The 22,095-nt window shown below is 71.1% G+C and carries 7 protein-coding genes; all 7 read left to right on the top strand.

Annotated elements, in window-relative coordinates; genetic code table 11:
* Positions 1-58 precede the first annotated feature (58 nt).
* The 7 genes from ACIQOE_RS18960 (at position 59) to ACIQOE_RS18930 (ending at position 21,963) form a co-directional block, all read left to right on the top strand.
* Positions 59-391, top strand: coding sequence for a WXG100 family type VII secretion target (locus tag ACIQOE_RS18960; protein ID WP_351322122.1), 333 nt, complete (start codon positions 59-61; stop codon positions 389-391).
* Positions 392-437: 46 nt separating this feature from the next.
* Positions 438-728 carry a WXG100 family type VII secretion target gene (locus ACIQOE_RS18955; protein WP_351936302.1) on the top strand — a complete coding sequence of 97 codons (291 nt, stop codon included), beginning with the start codon at positions 438-440 and terminating at the stop codon, positions 726-728.
* A gap of 1 nt (position 729) precedes the next feature.
* Entirely contained in the window at positions 730-1,374 is a 645-nt protein-coding gene (locus ACIQOE_RS18950) for a hypothetical protein (RefSeq protein ID WP_399012820.1), read from the top strand.
* A 135-nt stretch (positions 1,375-1,509) separates the two neighbouring features.
* Positions 1,510-3,858 carry a WXG100 family type VII secretion target gene (locus ACIQOE_RS18945; protein WP_401412469.1) on the top strand — a complete coding sequence of 783 codons (2,349 nt, stop codon included), beginning with the start codon at positions 1,510-1,512 and terminating at the stop codon, positions 3,856-3,858.
* Positions 3,859-3,907: 49 nt separating this feature from the next.
* Complete coding sequence (locus ACIQOE_RS18940) at positions 3,908-4,339, top strand: YbaB/EbfC family nucleoid-associated protein (RefSeq protein WP_401412467.1); 432 nt, start codon at positions 3,908-3,910, stop codon at positions 4,337-4,339.
* Complete coding sequence (locus ACIQOE_RS18935; RefSeq protein ID WP_401412465.1) at positions 4,332-4,655, top strand: hypothetical protein; 324 nt, start codon at positions 4,332-4,334, stop codon at positions 4,653-4,655. Before ACIQOE_RS18940 ends, ACIQOE_RS18935 begins: the two co-directional genes overlap by 8 nt.
* 55 nt (positions 4,656-4,710) lie before the next feature.
* Complete coding sequence (locus ACIQOE_RS18930) at positions 4,711-21,963, top strand: hypothetical protein (protein ID WP_401412463.1); 17,253 nt, start codon at positions 4,711-4,713, stop codon at positions 21,961-21,963.
* The last annotated feature ends 132 nt before the right edge of the window (positions 21,964-22,095 follow it).

Genomic DNA, 22,095 nt, shown 5'->3' with positions numbered 1-22,095 from the left:
ACCGGCTCACACACCATCGACGTCACAGGACTGAACCGCACTCACGAAGGGAACACGCGTGGCCACCACGGACACCTCGGTAAGCCTTGCGGGCATGAAGTCCGCCCAGGGCGACTTCCAGAACGCGCTGGACGAGGCCAACAGCTCGTACACCCAGATGGCGAGCCAGATCGACACCCTGCGCGCCAGCTGGACCGGTGACGCGTCCAGCACCTTCCAGAGCGCCATGGACACCTGGCTCCAGGACTTCGCGACGGTCCGCAGCCAGCTCAGCCTGATGCTGGAGAAGCTCCAGGCCAACACGGGCAGCTACACCAACACCCACCAGACCACGACCGACGCGGCCGCCCAGGTCCAGCGCGGCATGTCGCAGGGCCTGCCGGGCTTCTGACGCACCCGCCGCCCCCTCCCCCGACGACACCCCTAGGAACGGCAACATGCCCACGTACACAGTGCAGATGGACCAGGTCGAGTACGTCATCGGTGAGATGGCCGCGATCAGCAAGAAGATCCAGGAGACCCTCACCGTCCTGGACAACGGCGCCAGGATGAACCTCAGCGAGTGGACCAGCGACGCGCGCAGCACGTACGACGCGGCCAAGGCGAAGTGGGACGCGGCCGCGGCGGACATGGCGGTGCAGGCCTCCAACGCCACGAACTCCCTGGGCCACATCAACGAGGCCTACCACGCCGGTGAGCGGCAGGGCGTCAGCCTCTGGGGGCAGTGACGTGGCGAAAGAGCCCAAGGAGCCCAGCGATCCCTCCCCCAGCCCGACCCCGTCGGGCACCGGAGGCTCCACCTCCAACCAGCCCTCCGGCCCGTGGTCGGGCGGTACCGACGTCCCCCACGTCCGTGGCGGCATCCACAACGACCATCCGTTCGCGGCACCCCCCGTACCCGGCGGCGACGGCACCAAGGGCACGTCCGTCGACACCCCGTCGATGGACCGCTTCGCCGAGAACATCGACCGGCTGATCGCGCCGGTGATGGCCGCGTACCAGCGCCTCGACACGGTCAAGGTGGCGCCCGGCGCGTTCTACGACGCGAACAAGATGCGGGCGGCCGTCGCCGGGGCCCAGCAGGACGGAGCCCTGAAGAAGAGCTACTCCGACGCCCTTCACGCACTCCTCACGGGTCTCACCGACACACGCGACGGCGCGCGGAAGCTGAGCCACGACTACGGCGCCGGGGAGGACGCCAACAAGGTGACGGCCAAGAACCTGGCCGACGCCTTCGACAAGGTCCCCGGCGACTTCAACGACATGATGAAGGCCAACGGAGGCTCGGGGGCGCCCTCCACCACGGGGGGCTCCGGCTCCGGCTCCGGGGGCTCCGGCTCCGGAGGCTCGGGCTCCGGGGGCTCCGGCTCCTGACCTCTCGGCTCAGGCAGTCACCGGACCGGGACTCCGTCCTCGGCCGGGCGCGGCAGTCCGTGGCCCGCCCTCCTGGCGGCGGCCGGAGGGCGGGCCGGCGGGCACGTACGCGAAGCGCGCAACAGGAGAGCGACAGTGGCGGATTACAACGGCGGTGGCTTCGACGAGAACCATGGCATGGTCTTCGGCAGTCCCGACGGCGCGGCCGACGGAAGCCGCGACGACTACGACAAGTGGGACTGGAAGCAGATCCAGGCCGCCATCGTCGGCCAGGCCTCGGGAACTCCCAACGGCGACGACCTGGCGAGAGCACGTGGCGTCGCCGATCCCCAGTCGCTCGCTGACGCCTCCCGCGTCTTCTTCGAGGTCCAGCAGGTCCTTGAGGGAGTCTCGAAGGCCCTGACCGATCAGGCCAACGCCCTCGCGGGCGACAAGGGCCCCTGGAGGGGAGACGCGGCCCAGTCGTTCGTGAACATGATGACGACCTTCTCCCGCCAGGTCAGGGCCAACGCCGATGTCCTCTCGGGTGGTTCGACCGGGCTCAACTCGGTCCCGAAGCAACTGGCCAACAACGCCGTCGCGCTGAACAACGCCCAGAATCTCATTCTCAGGATCAACTCCTGGTACGCCCAGGAGGCCCTCCTCCAGGGTGCCGCGACGGGGCCCGACGGGGCGGTCTCGGTCAGTCAGAAGCCCAAGATCGTGGAAATGATGACCGCGGACATGCGGGCGGTGCTCAAGAGCCTCGCGTCCGACTACAGCGTCACCGTGGACAGCATCGCCACCCCCACTCCCGTGACCGTCTCGGTCAACGGCGGAGACGGTCCCGGCCTGGGCGGGGGCGACGGGCTGGACGGCGGTCTCGGCGGGGACCCGGGCGGCGGCGGCGACATCCCCGGCCTCGGTGGTGACGCCGGCCTGGGCAGCGACGGAGGAGGCCTCGGACCCGACCCGCAGAGTCTCGCGGCGCTGGCCGGCACGCCGGACACCGGCGGTCTCGACTCCGGCCTCGACCCGGGCGGCGCGGGCGGCGGGCTCGACGGACTGGGCGACCCGGCGCCCTTCCCCGGCGACACGTCCGACCTGGGCGGGGGGACGGACGGGCTCGGACTCGGCGACGACGCCGGGATCGGCGGCGGGGACTTCGACCCGTCGGGTCTCGACAACCTGATCAACCCGTCGCCGTTCCCCGGTCTCGGGGGACTCGGCTCGGGCGGCGGACTCGGCGCGGGTGACGAGGCGTTCGACGGAGTGTCGGCGGGCGATCCGGCGGCCTTCGGAGACACCGGACTCGGTGTCGGCGCCGCCGGAGGACTGGGCGACGGCCTGGGCAGCGGACTCGACGACGGACTGGGCAGCGGGCTGGGAGACGGCCTGGGCAGCGGCCTCGGCGACGGTCTGGGGGTCGGGGAGGGCGCCGCTCAGCCCGCGACCTCGGCCGGATTCCCCTACATGCCCGGCATGGGCGGGATGGGAGGCGGAAGCGCCGCCGGGGCCGGTCTGTCGTCCGAACCCTCGGACGCCTCGGGCCTGCTCGACCCGAGCACCGAGCCCTGGGAGGGCGACACCTCCGTCGGCGACGGTGAGGTGGGCTCCGAACTAGGCGCCGCGGCAGGCGGCGAGGGGCTGGGCACGGCAGCGGGCGCGGAGGGCCAGGGCGCGGCCGGGATGCCCTACCTCCCCGGTATGGGAGGCATGGGCGGAGCGACCGGTGGGAGGGACGCGGCGGCCGAACGTTCCGACGCCTCCGGCCTCCTCGAACCGGACACGGAGCCGTGGGAGCCCGAGGAGACCTCGGAGTCGGAGGAGGTCGGATCGCCGGAGGGCGTCCTGCCCGGAGTGCCGTTCCTGCTCGGATTCGGTGAGGCGGGGCCGGTGAGCCGCCCGGACACCGCGCGGCGCGGGACGGAGAGCGGTGCTCCCGCCGAGGCGGAGGCCACGGCGGACGAGCCCGCGGAGACCGCGGAGACCGCGACCGCCACGAGCGGCGCACCCGTGATGATCGGCTCCGACGGCCTGCCCGTGGCCGGGAAAGAGGTCGGCGACGGGGACGCGGCCGACGGCGGGGCGGACAACGGCGGGGCGGACGGCGGCGCCGTCGTGGCGCGTCCGCTGCCGGGTGACGGCGAGGAGGACTTCTCCGCCTGGGAGACGGCGGCGGGCGCGGCGGCCTTCGTCCCCCTCCTGTGGACGCTGCCCCGGCAGGGGCGGACGGAGCCGGGCACCGACGAGGACGAGGACCGTCTGGCGCACGAGCCCCGCGGCACCTGGCAGCCGGAGCGCAACGCCGCCCAGTCCGCACCGCCTCCGAACGCCGTCGCTCCGTTCGTGTCCTTCCACGACACACCCGCGGCGGAACCCGAGGAGGCCGAGGCCGAGCCGGAGGGGGAGACGGAGGAGTCCTCCCGGGGCATCGCGGATCTCCTCGTCCAGGAAGAAGGCGCGTGGGGCAGCGTCCCCGGCGGGGCGGGCCCGTCCCTCTAGCCCGCCGCCCCGAGGAGAAGTCACCACCGCACGAAGGGAAGAGCCCCCTATGCCCAGTCGATACGACCAGCAGATCGAGGAGTTGCTGGCCCAGTACCGCCGGCAGCGCGACGAGGCCGTCGAGACCCGGCGGCGCATCAACGAGACGACGTCCACGGCCACCGCGCCCCGCCAGGCGGTGAAGGTGACCGTCGGCGCCCAGGGCCAGGTCACCGCGGTGGAGTTTCCCACCGGCGCCTACCGACGGATGCCCCCCAAGGAACTGGCCGACCTCCTGCTCACCACCATCCAGCAGGCCAGGACGGAGGCATTGAAGAAGGTCGACGAGATCGTCTCCGAGCAACTGCCCGCCGGGCTCTCCCTGTCGAGCATGCTCCAGGGCCAGGTCGACGTGAAAAGCCTCCTGCCGGAGGAACCGCTGCGGCCCGAGGCCGCGTTCGACGCCGTGATCCGGAACACCCGAGGAGAATCCGATGGCTGAGCTGATCGTCAACAACACGAACCTCAACCCGGCGACGGAGCAGATGCGGCTTCTCGCAGACCGGTTCACATCGATCATGGACCAGATGCAGGGCGCCGTGTCCGAGCACCGGGACGCCCCGGGCAACGACGAGACGGGCGAGAGGTTCCGCGAGCAGCACGACCCGGCGGCCAGGGACATGTTCGCGGCCCTCCAGGGCTATTCCGGTGCCGTGGCCTCGACCGCGGGCCGCATGGACGACCTGGGCAAGCTGCTCGTGAACACCGAGGACACGGCCGGAGAGCAAGCGGCGCGCATCGCCAAGTCGGGGAACTAGCGGTCGGATCCCTCACGCCGTCCGCGGGTGAGGTGGCGTGAGGAGTGCGTGTCGTATGGGCGATCTGCAGATGCCGGATGCGGTGGCGTCGGTGGCGTCGTTCATCGTCGGGCAGGAGTGGCCGAAGGGGAGTGAGACGGGGCTCCGGCAGTTGGCCTCTGCGTGGAGTGAGGGTGCCCGGCAGCTGGAGGTGCTGAGCGGCGAGCTGGGGTCTTCCGGCAGCGGGGTGCTGGAGAGCGTGGGGGGCCGGATAGCGGAGGAGTTCCGGGACTTCGTCTCGGAGATGGAGAGGATGGTCCCGGGGCTCTCGCAGTCGGCGGGGCAGATGAGCGATCTGTCGGAGCAGACCGCGCTGCAGGTCGAGTACGCGAAGGCCATGATCATCACGCAGGCGATCCTGGTGTTCCTCCAGGTGCTGCACTTTCTGCTGTTCGGGTTGCCCGAGGCCGCAGCGGCGACGTTGACGGCGGGCCGGTTCGTGGTGCGGCAGTTGCTGAAGGAGCTGCTGACCTCGATCGGTATGGGCATCGCGTTGAACGAGGTCAGTGATGTGCTGGTGCAGGTCGGCCAGTTCATCGCGGGGCACCGGCATCAGTGGGACAAGGACGCGACGGTGTCGGCGGTCGAGTCGGGTGCGATCGGCGGCGCGGTGGGTGGTCTGACGTTCGGGGCGGCGCGTCAGTTCAAGCCCAGGTTCGCGGGGTCGCTGGCCGGCAAGCTGGTGCTGAGCGCGGTGGTGGGGGGTGTGACCGAGGGCATCACGTACGGGATCTGGGGCGGTGACACCTCTTCGTTCGGTACGGCGATCACGTCGGGTTTCCTGGGAGGTCTGGAGGGCGGTCACAAGTTCCGCTTCTCCGGTGCCTCTCATGAGGGGTATGTGCGGCTGAACGATGTGGAGATGCCGCGTCTGCCGGCGATGAGTGCGCTCACGGCGGCTCTGCTGGCGGGCGCCGGGGCCGGTATCGACGTGGGAGCCGCTCTCGGTCTCGGCGCCTCCGCCGACACCGCAACCGGCGCGGGCACCGGTGCGGGTGCGCGAGGGAGCGCGGGGGCCGGGGCGGGCGGCGGGCGCGGCGCGGGCACCGGAGCGGGTGCGGGCAGGAACGCGGACGCGGGCCGGGCCGGTGCGATGACCGAGCGGCGGGCACTGGGTCTGGACACGATCAAGACCGCCGTGCTCTCGGGCTCCGCGCGAGCGGGCAACGAACTCACCACGGCCCGCGACTACACCTCCCCGGCCACGGCCGGCACCACCCCCCCGCACACCGCCACCGCCCCGGGCTGGCCCGGCAGGAGCCTGGCCGACGCCCCCGTCACCGGCGACCTCGACCTGCACAGCCTCATCACCTACGGAGACAAGACCCAGACCGCCCCCGCCCAGACCGGCGCGGGCACCGCCACCGGACCGGCCGCCCCCCGCACCACCGTGTCCTCCCCGGCACCCACCACCGAAACCGGCACCCCGAACGCCCGCGCAACGGCGGCGTTCAACCGGCCCGCGACCGGCTCCGACGGCCCCAGAACCACCGCGTCCGCACCCGGCGCCTCCCCCTCCGCCCCCGTCCGGACGGCCACCGGCCCCCAGGCGGAAACCCCGGACTCCCGCACAGCGTCCAGGCACGCGACGACCACCGCGACGGCCGCAGCCGCAGCGGGCGACCACGGTCTGCCCGGCTTCGAGACGCTTTTCACCGAGCCGCACACGACGGCGGACCCCCTCGCCTCCGATGGCGCCCTCCCGCCGACCCCGGACACCCCGCCGCCCCCGCCCGAGCACACCCCTCCCGTCCCGTCCGAGCACACCCCTCCGATCCCGCCGGACCACACCCCGCCGGATCCGGTCCGCGACAAACTCGTCGTACTGAACACGTACAACTCACTGATCGGGCTGCACGGCGGCGCTCCCGTCCCCGGCAACACCGACCTCCACCGCACGATCACGGCGGCGGCGAAGAAGGCGTTCGAGCAGGGGCCGCTGGAACTGCCTCAGCGTCTCGAACTCAGGGCGTCGATCGAAGCGGCCGCCGCCGCGGCCGCCGTATCGGGGCTCCGTCACAGTGCCGACTTCGACGGCGCCATCGCCCGGGTCGCCCACCTGCTGGCCGCCCACCAGGACCTTCGCAACGTCAGGGAGCTGGGTCAGGCCACCGCGGAAACGATCCTGACCGGCGGCCGGGTCCGTATGAAGGGCGGAGCCGCCTCGCACGAAGCCGAGCACGTGGACGCCCCTTCCGGCTCCCGGTCCGGTCCGGTACCCGGACCGTCCCGGCTCCGGACGCCCGGCACCGCTGGGCAGGACATGCCGACGACCACGGGCCCGCACGGCACGCGCTCTCAGGACCTCGCCGCAGCGCTCAAGGCGCGGCGAGCACCGCTCAGCCACGACGACTCGGACTCCGACGCGGGCTCGGACGCGGACTCGGACCCGATGTGGACCAGGCAGAACGACGCGGTCCCGGCCTCGCGCGTCGCCGCCCACGCGCCGACGCGGTCTCACGAGACGACACCGGTCCGCTCCGACGCCGTACCGGAGCGGCACGACGAGACGCCCGCGCCCGAACACCGGACCGAGCACTCCGATGCCGACGAGCAGCGGCCGGCGGAGGACGAGACTTCCTTGCCCGCACCGGTCGTACCCCTGCTGGAGTCGCTGCCGGCGGGCCCGTTCGAGGCGCGCACCCTATGGGGGGACGAGAGGTTCGTCGACTTCGGGCTGGCCGTCACGGAGTTGCGTTCCGCCGACACGATCAGGTCGTTGCCGGTGGCCTACTCCCACGAGGAGGTGGCGGAAAAGCTCGCGAGGGAGGACGACGTCGGCCGGCCGGCCTGGGAGTACCGGAACACGGCGTACGAGGCCGTGGCGGACGCGGCCGCGCACCGGCTCCGGCTGATCGTCGAGCGGGCCGAGCACACCGTCCGCACCGAGGCGCCCGGTGGTCCTGAACACACCCGCGCCGAACGTCTGCTGACGACGGAGGCGTCCCTGGCGAACGACCACTGGCGGCCCGAGTACCGCAGCGAGTTCCTGCACGTGCAGATGCTGCTGGACGAGAGCGGCATCCTGGACGCACTGCCGAACGAGCTGGTCGTCAACGACCGTTGGAACCTCCCGCCCGAAAGCGACGAGAACGCCAGGACGCCGCACGCCCTGGTCGCCCCGGGTGATCCGGCGGGCCCGATCGGCGGTTCACTGCGCGCGCCCGGCGGGGTGTCGGAGCGGTTCCACGCCTGGCTGGACGAGAACGGCGGCGACAGCGACTGGCTGGCGAACTGGGCCGTCGGTCAGTCATCCGGCTCCAACCACACCGAGGCACAACGCTTCAAGGTATTGGTGAGCCATTTCCGTCCGGCGAGGAATTCCGAGTCCTTCTACATGCCCCGACTCGACATCCGGGGTCTGACACAAACCTTCGCCCCGGACAACTTTGCGGTGTTGGACATGGCCCCGAGTTACGTGCGGAGCATCGCGGCTCAGCACGCCTTCACCCACGCGATCCTGACCCGGGTGAAGATGCCGAACGTCGACCCGCAGCGAGGCATCGTCCAGCTCCTGCGCCTGGACAGGCGGTCCCTGGTGGACGACGCCAACGGCGGCCGCACCCCGGACGCAGGCGACACGCTCACCCTGCGACGCGGGCCCGCGGATTCCTACAGCCTGCTGGAACCGTACAAGGACCCCGACGGCACCGACCACACCCTCGGACCGTTCTGGGTCACCTCGCAGGAGATCCCCCTGCACCAGGTCTTCGGAACGTACCTCCAGAGCAGGGCGCCGATCGCGAACGAGGGCGAACACACCCTCTTCCTGTACGACCACGAGAACGAGTTCCTCGCGATGTCCGACGGCGTGGAGTCCGTCTTCCACGGCACCACCGTCCCTCCGCGCCTGCCCGCGACACCGTCGGAGCCGGGCGGGCACCCCGACGAGTCAGCGGCGCCGCACCGCACCGTCGCCGAGCCTTCCGCGGGCCACGAATCGCCGCCGCTCGCGCATCCCGTCGCCGAACCCGATGCCGGGGCCGGACCGCCCGAGCCCGACCCGGCGCCGACCGGTCCGGGCGGCCGGCACCTGCGCTCCCTGGCCGGAATCAAGGTGGTCGACGCTCCCTGGTCGCAGATGGCGGCCGATCTGCGGGGACGGATCCTCCAGACCCTCCCGGCGAGCCGCCGGGACGATCAGCGGACTCTCCTCGCCCTGGACGCGGAGTTGAACGAGGTCCGGCTCCCCGGCAAGCACAAGGAGATCATCGACGGCTGGAACTTCCGGATATGGGCCGGGCAGGTGCCGTACGACGTGGTCGTCACGGCCCGTCCTCAGGGCTGGCACCCGGTGGCCGACCCGCCGCTGCGGAGCCCGGACAGCGGCGACGGATTCGAGCACACCGCCACGTCCACACACGCCGCAACGCCCGACAAAACAACCCGCATGACCTCCAAGTGGGGGTTGGACGCAGGCGCCACCTCGATCGATCCCGATCCCGTGCGCCCGCTGCTCGGTCTGGCGACGCTCTCCGGCAAGGCCCTCGGAGCCCTGCACCTGTCCGACACCTCGGTGAACAGAACCACCGAGGTGACCGCGAAGACCACGTTCACCGGCCCCGTGGGCACCTACCGCTCGGCCTTCCACTACGACGTCACCGTCCACGGCCCCGCCGGTCAGCTGACGCCGCGGGACACCAGTCCGATCGCCCACGACGTCACGGCGGAGATCGCGCACGTCGAGCCGGACGGGGAGGGCCGACCGGAGGTCCGTCCCGGGCTCCTCGCGGGGCGGCCGCTCGACGTCACGGGCCTGGGCGCCGTCCGTGACCGCGTGCTCGACGGTCTCCTCACTCCCGCGGAGGCCCGGTACGGCACCGTCCGCAAGGACGTCCGCGAGTTCCTCAGCCCGCGGAACGTCGTCAGCCGTCTCGACACCACGTCGACGGGCGGGCACCTCACCTCCAAGGAGCTCACGCTGCGCAGCGGCCACCGGGCCCGGCTCGAACTCCGCGTGCTGCGCAACGGCGACCCGGTCGTCGACGGCACCGTCGCCGACAGACAGACCTTCGGCAGCAAGACCACCGTGGAACGCGCCGACGGCCGTATCGACATCTCCGGCTGGTCCGCGGGCGTCAGCGGCGGACCCTCCTTCCAGGTGTGGAAGAGCCCCTCGGCCGGGCAGTCCAACTGGCTCCAGATCACGGGCGGATACACCTACGGTTCCAGCCTGCTGCCCATGACCCACCTCAAGCAGAGCGCCACCCTGGAGGACAGCGTCGAGCACGAGGGCAGACACGATCTGCTCGTCACTCCGGTGCGCTTCGAGGTGCGGCTGATACGGCTGACGAACCCGGACCACTGGTCGGGGGAGCTGAACCTGGGGTGGGGGAATCGCCGGGCGGCCACCGATCCGGAGAGCCCGCCGTCGCCGTTGGACGGCACGATCGTCCAGGTGCGGCACCACCATCCCTCGGACACCGTTCCCGCTGCCCGGGCCGAACGCCCGGACCAGGAAGGAGCCGACCGTCCGGACCAGGAAGGCGGGGACATCCCGGTTCCGCGGCCCGCGGCTCCGGACCTGCGTGATCCACTGGTCGCCCACCGCACCGCGTTCCTTGACGTTCCCGGCTCGCGGCCCCTTGAGGACGTCATCACCCGCCGCCTGCGCGACCTGGACGAGAGGCTTCTGCCTCCCGACGGCGACACGGCCACCGGCATCAGCCGGGAGGCACTGCGGAACCGAGCGGCGCTCCGGGAGTTCCTGTCCCCCTCCGCCCTGGCAGGCAACGGCCGGGACCTGCTGAACGGGCGCTACCGCACCGTCATCGGCTCGCCCGGCCAGGCCCATGAGGTGGTGGTCCGTGCCCACCTCGGCCGAGGGTCCGACGAAGGTTCCGTCCTGTCGACCGCGTCAAGGAAGGCGAGTTCCACCAGCAGCAGCACCAGAACCGTCATGCGGGAGGGCAAGCACACGGGGAACGTCTCCGCGATGTCGCGCCAGGGGCTGATCCCGGACGACACCGTACGCGTGATGGTCCCGGGCAGCATCGACCTGTCGTACGCGGCGGCCGACCACACGGCCGTCGGCACGGAGACCCAGCTCGTCCGGGAGTTCCGGCACACGGGCGAGGCCGACGTCTTCGGCTTCGAGGTGACGTACAGCGTCATGGTGCGCCCGCACCACGAGGGCGACGCTCCGGGAGTCCTTCCCGGCGGCGACCGGCACGACGCGAACGCCCCGGAGCAGCCGATCCGTCTCGACGGCCATGAACGCCTCCGGGTCGAGGTACGGCGTCCGGCGCCACCGGCGTCGCCGCCGCCCGGCCGCCTCACGATCCCGGACCTGCCGGCGACGCACAGGATCCTCGGTGTCGACGAGGGCGATTTCACGGGCCGGGCGACGGACGCGCTGGCCGGCGCCTACCGCTCCCGCGGCACCGGTCTCCTGCCATGGAGCAGCCGGCAGGCGGACGTGAGCGGCCTCGCCAAGGCCGTACACGACTTCGCCGGGGAGGCTCAGCTCACCGCCCTGGTCGACAGCTCTCGTCAGGGCTGGTTCAGCACCAGCGACCTGTACGTGGGCAAGGACCGTGTGGGGCTGTCCGTCCGTACCCGCCTGGGCGACTTCCGGTACCTGGAAACGCTCACCGGCGAGGGCACCCTGGAACTGGAGGTGAAGTCGAGCAGCACCACCGCCGCCACCGGGCAGACGTCCAAGTCCGTCGGCGGCAGCTTCGGCCCCGACTTCAACGATGCCCCGGAGACCATGGCCGGAGCGCTGGTCACCAACCGCCAGGAGCGCATCGGCTTCCGCGGCAAGCTCAGCGGACAGTGGGACGACCTCGACACGGTCAAGTACAAGGCGACGGACTCCTACAAGTGGTCCGCCCGCTCGACGACCTGGCACGTGTACGAGACGACGGCCGACATGCGGATCACCGGCCGGGTCAGCTCCGGGGACGGAGACCCGCACTTCGGTGCCCCCGTCACCCACTCGCCGCGCGTGCTCGTCCTGCTCTCCGACGAGGACGTGGCCCGGATCCACGAAGCGTCCACGGGCTCGGACCGCACGATCGACAGCCCACCGGTGTCCGGTCCCGCAAGCCAGGGCAGCCACGGCTCGGCCGACGTGCCGGCACCCCCGCCGTCCGGTGCGGACTCCACGGCCGACAGCACGCCCCCGGCCCGTCCCGGCGCGGACGGCAGTCTCGACGGCCCGCCCGAGTCCCCGGCCGACGGCGCGCCGCGCAGGACGCCCCTGATCGGTACCGGGCCGGTGTGGATCGCCGACACCGATCCCGTCCTGCACGAGATAGCGCGCCAGAGCATCCGGCAGGCGGACGCGGCGCGGGGCACCGGGCCGGACGACGGCGTGCCGGTCGCGGCGCTGCGCTTCGCCAACGCCTTCTCCCCCGCCAACCTGGCGTCCCGCTGGCAGGAGCTGACGACCACCGGCGTCTCCGAGACCGTCGTCCGGACGACCCGGTGGGGAACCGTCACCACCACGGCTTGGGTTCGCGCCATCCCCGGCGACTGGACCGACGCCGGCCCCCGCCCCGATCTGTCCCTGACCCACGACGCCAGTGTCACCGAGACGTTCACCGGCAAGAACGGCCGCAAGACGGCCCGAGGCGGCGAGGTCGCGGGACGCGTCGGAGTACAGACCGGAAGAGAGCATCTCAACTCGGCCCTCTGGCTGGCGAGCGGCGGCCTGGAACGCAGCCAGGAGACCGGCGCCGAGTCCGGCGTGACCACGACCAGGACACAGAAGACCGCGGGATTCGGCGGCACGGCCTCGGCCTGGGAGACGGAGGTGCGTTTCGAGGTCGTGGTCTCCGAGCAGAGCCAGACGGGACGGTTCGTCAACCTGCCCGAGCCGAACGCGGTGCTGCCCGCCGGCAGGGCCGTCACCCTGGTGCCGGACGCCCTGACCACCGCGGAGGAGTCGGCCAGGCCCGTACCCGACGTGCCCGTCCACCGCGCCCCGGACGGTGCCGACTCCGCCGCGGCCGTCCCGGGCGACGGAATCGAACTCGCCGAGCTCCGGGCGCCGGACGGGCACAGCGGCCCGCAGACCGATCTGCATGCGGCACACAGCCTGCTGCACTTCGACAACACGGCCGACCTGCTCGCAGGAGCTCTCCGGGTGCACGCCGCCGCGCGGCCGGGCGGGACCGGCCTCCTCGGACAGGTCGGGGCGTACTCCTCGCACGCTCTCGCGCAGGGCGCCGGCATGGTCGCTGCGGTCGCGCGAAGGAGCCCGCTGCAACCGCTCATCGACCACGCGACCGCGTTCTACGCGTCGTTCGGCGCCGACGGCCGGCTCGCCGCGGACCATCCTCTGCGCCTGGAGCAGTCGCTGTCCGTCGAGGAACGTTCCGCGGTCCGCAGCGGACTCTCCCATCTGAACGCGCACTTCGACCAGCTCAAGGCGGGTGGCTACCGGATTCCCGGTACGCAGGTGGAGTTGACGGTGGAAGCCCTCGGTCCCGGAGTGGAGATCAGCCGCCGCGAGGCGACCGACGTTCTCACCGTCTCCCGTGAAGCCGAGTCCTCGACCAGCAACGTTCGCGGCACGGGCTGGTCGGTCAGTCCCGTCAACTTCGCGGTTCTCACGGACAAGCCGCTGGTCTGGGTGCCCGTGAATTCCTCTCCCCGCTTCAGCCGCGACCGGCTGACCGACTCGGCCGAACCGGTGACCATGGCCCCCGGCGCACCGCGGCGGGGTCTCACGCCTCTGACGCTTCCGGGCGGTACGGACGCACCGGTACCGGGCCGGGCGGACATCACCGGAACGGTCGCCCTGGTACGGCTGCCGGTCCGGTTCACCGTCCGTAACCCCAACGGAGCCTCCGAGCCGGTCGACGGTCACGCCCTGGTGTGGCGTGCCGTCGACACCACCGAGGCCGAGGCGCCCGCGTCGCCCGTGTCCGGCGAAGGCCCGCTTCCGGACCCGCGTCCCCACGACACCGAGACCACGGCCCGGCGCCCCCAGGGACCGTCGCCGGACCCGGACGACGCCAGGCCCCCGACGCCCGTCCGGCCCGACGGTCCCCCGAGTGACGATCACGCCGCGGAGGGCGACCAGGACGGCGGCCCCGCGGACGAACCCCCCGCCCTGACTCCGGCTCCGGCTCCGGCTCCGGCTCCGGCTCCGGCTCCGGCCGCACGGTCCCGGCTGGCGGCGCTGCTCGCGACGGCGGGACGCAACGACGTCCTGTACGCGCATCCGACGGGACAGCCGTCGGTACGGCTTCGCGGACCTCGCGAGAGCAGCTGGCAGGAGCGGACGCCGAATCAGCTGTCCGAGGGCCGGTGGCGGACCATCCCGGAGAGCATCCGGAACGACGCCTCCAAGGAGCGCCTGGAGACCTCGTTGGATCCGCAGACGTTCCTGGAGACCGACGGACTTCGTTCCAGGGCCTTCGCGGACGCGGGCCGTACGGTGGCGGGCTTCGACCCGGGGAGCGTCGCGAGCAACGCCGAGGTACTGGAGCGGCTGGGGCGCCGCGACCCGCAGACGGCCGGGTACTGGCAGGTCCAGGACCAGCGGGACGGCATGCTGGGTGTCGCCGTCCGCGGCGCGCTGGGCGAGTACAGCGCTCAGCCGAAGACACTCGAGTCGGCGCGTGCGGCGCAGGTGAGAGCCGCGATCGCCGAGGGGGACGGCCGGCTCGGGACCATGGAGAAGCTGCTGCAGTCGTACAACGGTGTGGCGATGGGAGGCAACCACAAGGAGACGTCGATCTGGTCGTTCCTGACCGAGAACATGGCGGAACTGCGCCTGCACACCATCTACCTGGAGAGCATTCGCCAGGACGGTTACGGGCAGCATCTGGAGCACTACCTCGGTGATCCCGAAGCGCGGATGCCGGGTCCTCTCGCGGAGTTCGTCCGCCGTTACGACGCCTCCATGAACTTCAAGGACAACGGGATGCGGGCCCTGCTGGAGGCGGCTCACCGACACCGCGTCCGTGTCGTCGGCGTGGACGGCCGGCCGGCGCGGATGCCGCGCGTCCCCGGCCCGGGACAGCCTCACGGTGACCGCCTCTACCATCGCGTGGCGGCCATGAACACCTACACGGCGGGCCTGATCCGCGGCGACCGGCTCGACGCGCCGCCGGGCAGCCGTTACGTGGTGGAGCTGGGCCAGGCCCACGTGGGCATGTACCGGGGGCCGGTGCGCGCCGTCAACGTGCACGGAAGCCTGTTCGTCCCGGGTGAGGAGTTCCCCGGCGTCGACAGACTGCTCGGCATCCCGGGCGTGGTCCGCGACGGCGCGGGCGATCTCCGTCCCGCGTCGGCCCCCGCTCCCGAGGACACGGCGGGCGGCGGCCGGGACGGGGCCGTGCGGGAGCGGCCGGCCGCCGCCCACCGGCCCTCCGGTTCTCCGGCCGGCGGCCACGACGTCGTCGTGGCCATGGCCGACACCGGCGACAGCATGGTCAACGGGCTGCGCAGGTCCATCGAGGAACACTTCACCCGCCATGTGCGCGAGCTGTCGGCCGCGTCCTCGGTGGGAAGCGGGGAACTGAACAGGGCCGCGGCCGCCGCGGCGGCCGACCCCGCGGTCCGGAGACTGCACAGGGCGTTCGCGTCGTACCGCCCCGAGGAGCGTGTCGACGACCTCTTCTACTCCTGGTGGCACAAGTCCGGCGGCCCGGGAGATCCCAGTCCCGCGACCTGGCGGGCCGTTCATGTCGCCGTCGAGTCCCTGGGCCCGGAGGCAGGGCATGTGGTGAGCGGCGATCTCGCGCTGCACCTGCACGGGGCGGGCGTCGGCAGGCGCCCCGGCGAGATCGACCTGCGCGTCGCCCGCGACGCCGACCTCCGGGCCGTCCGAGAACAGGTCGAAGCGGCCCTGCGCGGGGCCCACTTCACCGTGGCCGTCGCCGGCACCGCCACGGCACCCGCGGTGCGCGTCCACCCCTCGGACCGGCCGGCGGACGCGGTCACCCTGAAGATCTCCCACCTCGGCCCGGACACCACCTCGACCGTGATCGACGGGCTGCCCACGGCGTCCCTGGACGACGTGATCCGGGACGCGGTCGACGCGGCCGCGCGCGAGGGCGGGCCGGAAGGGTTCGCCCGGCTCAGCGACCTGGTGAGCGCCCGCGGAGCCGAGTTCGTCCGGGCCCGTGCGTTCACGGACTCCGGTGCGGCGGAGCACGGGCGCGTCGAAGCCGCGCTCAGACGGTCGGTCCAGCAGCTGGCCGACGAACGCCTCGACGCCTACGGAGCGAGCAGTTTCCGGGTCCGCATGAACGTGCAGCGGCTGCTGGACGACACCCCGCGAGCGATGCGGTCCCCTCTGCTCGCGCCGCTCGCCGGGCCGGCACGGCCCGAGACGGTGGCGGCGTTGGAGGTGCCGTTCGCCGAGCGGGCGGTCGACGTCGACGCGGCCTCCGACACCGGCCTCCGGGCTCTCGCCCGGCAGGTGACCCGCCTGGCGTCGCCGGACGGTCTGGACACGGTGAGGATCAGCGTCGAGGCGAGCGCGAACGGCTACGCGGCCCTGCGCCGGAGGACCGCCGGCCTGCCCGCCGTGTCCGACCCGGCCAACCGGATCGCCGACGACCGTGCCGACACCACGGCGGGCCGCAGGACCCGGCAGGTCGTCACCAGGCTCGTACATCACCTGACCGCCGAGCTGACGACCGCCGGACGGGGCGACCAGGCACGTCATCTGGCGGAGCGACTCGTCCGTTCCGGTGAGCGGCTGCGGGGCGAACACCTCCGTGTGGCCAGGGTCGTCCTGGCCAAGCAGGGCTTCGACAACACACTGCGCCTGCAGAGTCCCGACGGCAGGCCCCTGAACCTCCGCGACGCGAACGACATGCGTGCGTTCGTCGGGTCATGGACGCGGCAGGGGAACCTGGCGCCCGTGCGCCTGTTGCTGCACAGGCTGCAAAGGGCGGGCCACGCCGAGGAGTTCCGCCAGATGCGGCAGTTTGTGCAGGACAGCCGTGGCCTCGGCAACCAGCTGGCGTTGCCCAAGAAGATCCACATGTACTGGGCGGGGAAACGTCCCACGGACGAAGCGCTGGCCAACATCGACGCCTGGGCCGCGAAGGCCGATGCCCGGGGATGGCGGCTGCACCTGTGGACCGACGAGACCTTCGGGCAGTGGCCCTCGGACGTACGGGAGCGGCTGCTCCAGAAGGTCGCGGTGCGCACGGACAGCGGGAACGTCATCTCGCGGCACGGCGGTGAATCCGCGTCCCGGATGTACGAGCAGCTGAGAGCCTCCGGGGTCCACAACATCGTGTCCGATCTGGTCCGTTACGGCATCTTCAGCGATCCCGAGGAGGGCGGCGGCGTCTACCTGGACGTCGACATCGCACCGGGCAACGCCGACCTGCGCCTGCTGGAACACGTCACCACGCATCCGGCCGACGTACCGGTCTTCGCACCGCGGCTGCGGACCTTCGACTCGCTCGGCCGAGCCCTCGTGTCGGCGGGACTGGACGGGCGCACAGAGGATTTCGACCGGCAACTCCACTGGGCCGGGCGGCACCTGTACGAGACGGGCAGCCTCAACACCAACGTCATCGTCTTCCCGAGCGGTTCCGTCTTCGCCCGGCAGGCGCTGGACGGCATGGTCCTTCGCTACGGACGATTCATGGACGACTTCCGCGGCCGTCTGGGCCAGTCCGACATCACGCCCTTCCAAGGGCAGCTCACGACGATGCTCAAGGAGTCCGCCGGAAACATATCGGGACCGGGGCTCCTGCAGGAGACCAGTTATCTCCCGGCCGGTTCGCATCCCCTCCTGAACAGCTATGCGCGTGACACCCTCGGCGTGAGGTCACTCGACGAGCACGGCAGGATCCGCCCCAGCCTGGAGGGCGACGAGACAGCCGTCCTGTTCGAGCCCAGGCTCGTCGACTGGATCCTGAGCCTGCGCACCCTGACCCCGGAAAGCGACAACACACTCGACCGGCCGGCTGCCGCCGGCCGCACCGCAGCCGGCAGTGGTGCGGGGCCTGACCGCGCCCTGCGCGATCCGTCCGTCTACCCGGTACGGACACCCGGCCTGCACGGACCTCTGACCGCCCTGATCCGGGAGCAGCTCGCCGGCAAGGACCTGAACATCGACGAGATCGCCTCGCTGGCGAGGGCCCGCGACCTCGCGAGCAGAGAGGCAGTGCCGGCGGCACGTCGTGCCCCGGCCGCCGAGAACCCGCCGACCGCCGCCGGACGCGACCGGGACGAGCAAGCGGCCGACAGTGCGCGGATCCTGCTCGACGGACATTTCCACCGCGTCCTGAAGCACCTCACGCCGTCCGACGCCACCACGGGCCCCGACCGGGACACCGTGCGGTCCGCGGCCGAGCGGGACCTGGCGATCCAGGGCCTGCACGAGAAGCTGACGTCCAGCGGGTCGAAGGCCGGACTCGGGGATCTCTTCGACACCTGGTGGCAGGGACACACTCATCGGGAGCCGAGCGGCGGGGAGACAGCCCTGGCCGCGAAGGTCAGGGGGATGGTGGGCCCGCGGCGTCCTCGGGTGTGGGACGGACCAGGGCTGAGGAGGGCGGTCGACTCCGCTCTGGCCGACTTCGAGGACCGGAAGACCGCAGGAGCGATCGCCGAGGAGACGCTGTCGCAACAGGAATGCTGGGAGCTGCTGCGCACGCTGGCAGGGAAGCTGTTCCCCCAGGGAATCGCCCCGGCGGACTCCTCGGTGACCGACATGGATTTTGGTGTCCGTCCGGCGGAGAGCTCACTCGTTCTCGGGAACTGGAAGACGGTCGACTCGCTGCGCACGGTCGCAGCCGCGGTCACGGACGCGGGGCCGGGCAGCACGGCTCTGGTACTCGTACGACGCCCCGACCGAGCAGGACACGCCGTCGCCGCCTACGCGCTCCCCGCCGACCACGAGGCGGGGAAGAGCAGGGTGGTGTGGCTCAACCTGCAATCCTTTGACCGCCGCATCAGTTCCGAGCCCCCTGTCATCGCGTCCGCCGAAGCACGGGCGATCGTCGTCAGCCACGAGGCTCGCGTCCTTGATGACGCCCTCACCCACCTCGTGGAGTCGTCCAGCCTCGCGAGCACGCTCACCGACCGCTCGGTCGTGCACCGCTACGGCGCCATCTCGGTTGAGGTCGAATTTTATCAACACCTCGGCAGGTCGAACCAATCCGGAATTCGCTACAACGATCTCGTCGCGACACACGCGTCGGGAACCGAGATCAGGGTCGATACACAAACCTTCTGGAAAGGCGGGGACTCACTCTTCCTCGACGCCGACGACGCATTCTCCCAGGGGCACAGATCCCCCGAACCGGTCGAATACTACATTCCGGAATTCATTCCGAGCCCCGCGGCCATACATGCCGGCGAACAGCGCACCCTGAATCCCGGGTCGTTCATCGACCTGACCAATCGCACCCACGGTCAGGTGAGCGTCGAAAGTCCCGCACCTCTGAGCACCATTCTCCGTCCGGAAGACGGATGGCAGGTCGATCCAAAATTTGAGGGACGCCTGATCCACCCGGCGCCTCTGGGCGTGGACCGCCCGTCGCCGTACACCCAGTTCACGGTCGGCGTGCCGGTCCACGGGCTCCTCCCCATGCTCCACCTGGTCGAATCCCGAGGACAGGGAATGTCCGAAGCGGCACTCTTCGCCGCCTCGCGAGAATTCGGCGGAACTCTGGCGCGATGGTTCGTGGAATACCACTACGGGCAACAGGTAGGATCCGAGGCGGTCCATCTTCTCACCGGACTTCCACAGGTTCGGGAGATATGGGGTTTCGGATGGCTGACCTTCAACCACGTGTCCGCGACGCCCTTCAGGGACGAGTTCCGCCCTAATTCCCTTGTGAAGAACCGGCTGCCTGCGGCATCCAGAAATCCCCTCGGTGAAATCAGGGCGGCACTGCACCCGGCCGGCAGGGCGTTCCTCCGAAATAATTTCGACAGGATTCGCGACCTTTTCACCGCCAGGCTGGGCGACGTCTTCGAGGCGAACGGCCGTCAACGGCCGAAGCCGAATGACATCCTTGAGAAGGTGTTGGCCGGAAACCACGACGTGGGTGACTACCTGTCCTACGCGATCAACGGCAGGACGGAATTCGGGCAGCCGGTCAGCCAATTCGTCGGCGTGGGTATGGCCCGGGACAAGTACGAGACCCTGGAGAAGATCTCGGGAGTTCCCCTCGCGCTCCTGGAACTGAGACAGTTCGGCGCCCACGGCGGCACCATGAGCGCGGCCGAACGCTCCGTCAGTTTCCACGAGATCTCGACCACCGCGCAGTCGAGCTTCGACGAGGACGTGGCGCGGGCCGCGTCGAACACGCCCGGGGAAACGATCAGACGGGTCCTGCGCGACCAACTCGTCTCCAGCACAGCCCCGTTGTTCCAACTGGCCCTCCGCGGAAGCGAACACACGGCCCCGTCCGATCCGGCGGCGGTCGACCGCCATGACGTGATCGCCCTGGCCAGATCATTGAACGGCAGAGCCCTCCACGCCACACCTCTCGACGAGATCGCCCTGGCACGGCTCAGGGGCCTGATCGCCATGGGCCGGCAAGAAGCCGGCAGGAGACCTCTGCCGGATTCCCTGGAAAAGGCCATCACCTCCGCTCAAGCGATCATCCGGTCCCAGCGTCCGCTCCCGGCACCCCCGGTCACCGCGGCTCGGCCCCATCACCCACCGACGTCGACGGGGTCACTACGCCCGCTGTCTTCCCCTCGCCCCGAGGCATCGGCCGGGCCCTCCCGTTCTTTCCCCGGCGTCGGTGACCGGAGGGGCCCACGAGCACCGTTCTCGGTCGTGACCGGGCGGGGAGGCGACGCCGGTGGTCCGTCGGAGGACGGGAGGCGTCCGGAGCCCTCCGTGGCCGAGGCGGAAGAGGAGATCGAGCGTCAGCAGTTGAAGGACCGGATCACCGACGAGTTCGGGATCAAGTTCGACGAGAGCGCGGGAGTCAGGGCGGTCACGGAAAGCAACAGGAACGCCGATCCCAAGGTCCACAGTCTGATCAAGGGCACGAAATGGCCGGTGCGCGCACTGCGGGAGATGAACGCCGGCTTGCAGCACTACAAGCCGATTCTCGGGAAGCACCGGGAGGTTTCAAGCCGAGGCGGTGTCGAACAGGAGATCAACACCGTCGCTTCCGTCAACTTGGCGATCAAGAACAGGGAGATCTTCTTCCAGGCCGCCGGCCAGTACATCGCGTCGCACAAGATCTTCAACATCTACGCGATGGCGCACCGCGAGGTGAATCGCGTGGAGCAGACCGTGACACACGAACTGTCCCACGGGCTGCTCGCATACGCCCTCGGCGAATTCGAGAACGAGTTCTGGACCGGGTCCCAAAGGCCCACCAAGTTCAAACACACGCCGGCGGACGACTTCAAGTACGCCATCGCCCACCACATCCAGAACCCTGCGGCACTGGAGCAGAAATCACCTCGGCATGCGGCGGCGATGACGGCCCTGGAAGAACGCCGACCCGGCATGATCGTCAAGCGGCCGGACGAGCACGCCGCCGGCGCCGCGGCCCGTATCGCGGGAGAACTCGGTGATGAGCTGGACTGGTTCGCCCGGGAAGTCGGCACGTGGACCGCGGACGGGAAGCCGCGGAACTTCTTCCTCAAGGAACGGCCGATCACGGAGTACGGCGAGACGAACTCGGACGAGGATCTCGCGGAGACCGCGATGGTGTACTTCACCGACAACGAACGCCTCAGGGAACACGCCCCGTTGCGCGCCGCCTTCATGGACCGACTGGTCGAGGGGTGGCGGCAGCGGCACGACGACGTGGCGTCAACGCGCACCGACGACACACCGTCGAGAGCCCCGTTCTCCGCAGTGCACGACGGGGCCGACGGAACGACGGGCGACCAGCCCGGCCCTTCGGCACCCACCGCGTCACCGGCGGAGCGTCACTCCGACCACCGGCAGCTCCAGGACACCGCGCGGCAGGCCGACGAGCACACCCTCCGTGAGGCACACGCCGAACTGATCGCCCTGGCGCGACCCGGCCGGCGGCTCGACGAGCGGATCGGCCACGTCGCCGACGCGCTCGAACAGCGTGGGGACGCGCACGGCCGGGCACTCGCCGAAGCCGTCAGAACGGTCGCCGACGTCCTCACCGGTCAGGGCGACGACCGCTACACGCCCGAGCTCGGCCAGGCCATCGAGAACGTGGTCCGACTCATGGCGGCCGAGGGCGGCTACACCCACAGTCGCGACCTCGGCCGGGCAGCCGCCGAAACCATCGTCTCCGGCCGACGCCACCGTATGACGGGGCCACGGACGGAGCCGGCGGACTCACCGCCCGACCGCCGCGGAACCGGCCGTACGACAGCGTGACCCGATCGGCGCCGTCCACCCTTCGGCACCGGGGCAGGACGGCTGCCCGACAGGGCAGGGTCCTGTGGAGTGCCAGGCGGGCCAGGACGGTCGAGTACAGCTGCCGGAACCGCTCTGACCTGCAGAAACCAG

This window comes from Streptomyces sp. NPDC091282 (assembly GCF_044757385.1).
Taxonomy (GTDB): domain Bacteria; phylum Actinomycetota; class Actinomycetes; order Streptomycetales; family Streptomycetaceae; genus Streptomyces; species Streptomyces gramineus.
Note: the sequence above shows the minus strand (reverse complement) of the source record. Positions and strands in the feature narration are given on the sequence as shown.